Source organism: Vibrio sp. Isolate22 (assembly GCF_022398115.1).
In the GTDB taxonomy this organism is placed as follows: Bacteria; Pseudomonadota; Gammaproteobacteria; order Enterobacterales; family Vibrionaceae; genus Vibrio.
Window position 1 is genome coordinate 1 of the sequence record NZ_JAKEUW010000145.1, and the last position, 1,041, is coordinate 1,041.

Genomic DNA, 1,041 nt, shown 5'->3' on the forward strand with positions numbered 1-1,041 from the left:
CTATGTATTCACAACAAGATACTTACTTATGTAAGTGGGTTTCCCCATTCGGAAATCCCAGACTCAAATGACTTTTACTGTCTAATCTGGGCTTATCGCAAGTTAATACGTCCTTCATCGCCTCTGACTGCCAAGGCATCCACCGTGTACGCTTAGTCACTTAACCATACAACCCGAAGAGGTCTTTATGTATGGTAAACAACCAAGGTTTTTGGTTGTAATAAGAAGGGTTAGTTCTTATTACGTGTTTGCCGGACTCAATTTAATGCTCTTTATTTTCACTTTAAAAAGTGAAGACAAAAAGCCAAGACACTTGAATGTGTTTGTGTTGTGTTTATCTAAAGATAAACATTGAGAACTTTTAATTTGATTAACTCTTAGAGTTAATCAGTCAGCTTTCCAAATTGTTAAAGAGCAAGAGTTTCAAAGCGTTAAACTTTTAACCCATTTTTAAACACACTCGTAAGAATGCTTAAAGATGGTGGGCGATACCGGGCTCGAACCAGTGACCCCCTGCTTGTAAGGCAGGTGCTCTCCCAACTGAGCTAATCGCCCATAAAAGTTTTAATTCCTTATGGAAGGAATGGTGGAGCTATGCGGGATCGAACCGCAGACCTCCTGCGTGCAAGGCAGGCGCTCTCCCAGCTGAGCTATAGCCCCATATTTTTATTTCCTTGGGAGGAAATGGTGGGTCGTGCAGGATTCGAACCTGCGACCAATTGATTAAAAGTCAACTGCTCTACCAACTGAGCTAACGACCCAATGGTATCCCGTAGGGGAGTCGAACCCCTGTTACCGCCGTGAAAGGGCGGTGTCCTAGGCCTCTAGACGAACGGGACACTGGATTGAAGAACTTGGGAGTTCTTCGTCTCTTTACTTTCTAAACCGTATCAATCTGTGTGGACACTTATCGTGAACATCTTCGTATAAGGAGGTGATCCAGCCCCAGGTTCCCCTAGGGCTACCTTGTTACGACTTCACCCCAGTCATGAACCACAAAGTGGTGAGCGTCCTCCCGAAGGTTAAACTACCCACTTCTTT

The 1,041-nt window shown here is 44.3% G+C and carries 4 tRNA genes and 2 rRNA genes; all 6 read right to left on the reverse strand.

Going from position 1 to position 1,041, the window contains the following annotated elements:
• Positions 1–166: ribosomal RNA gene (locus tag L1D55_RS27350) — 23S ribosomal RNA — on the reverse strand; the annotation flags it as partial.
• Between the two features lie 313 nt (positions 167–479).
• A tRNA-Val gene (locus L1D55_RS27355) sits at positions 480–555 on the reverse strand.
• Between the two features lie 29 nt (positions 556–584).
• Positions 585–660: transfer RNA gene (locus L1D55_RS27360), tRNA-Ala, on the reverse strand.
• A 25-nt stretch (positions 661–685) separates the two neighbouring features.
• A tRNA-Lys gene (locus tag L1D55_RS27365) sits at positions 686–761 on the reverse strand.
• A gap of 2 nt (positions 762–763) precedes the next feature.
• Positions 764–839: transfer RNA gene (locus tag L1D55_RS27370), tRNA-Glu, on the reverse strand.
• Positions 840–927: 88 nt separating this feature from the next.
• Positions 928–1,041 (reverse strand): 16S ribosomal RNA (locus tag L1D55_RS27375); the annotation flags it as partial.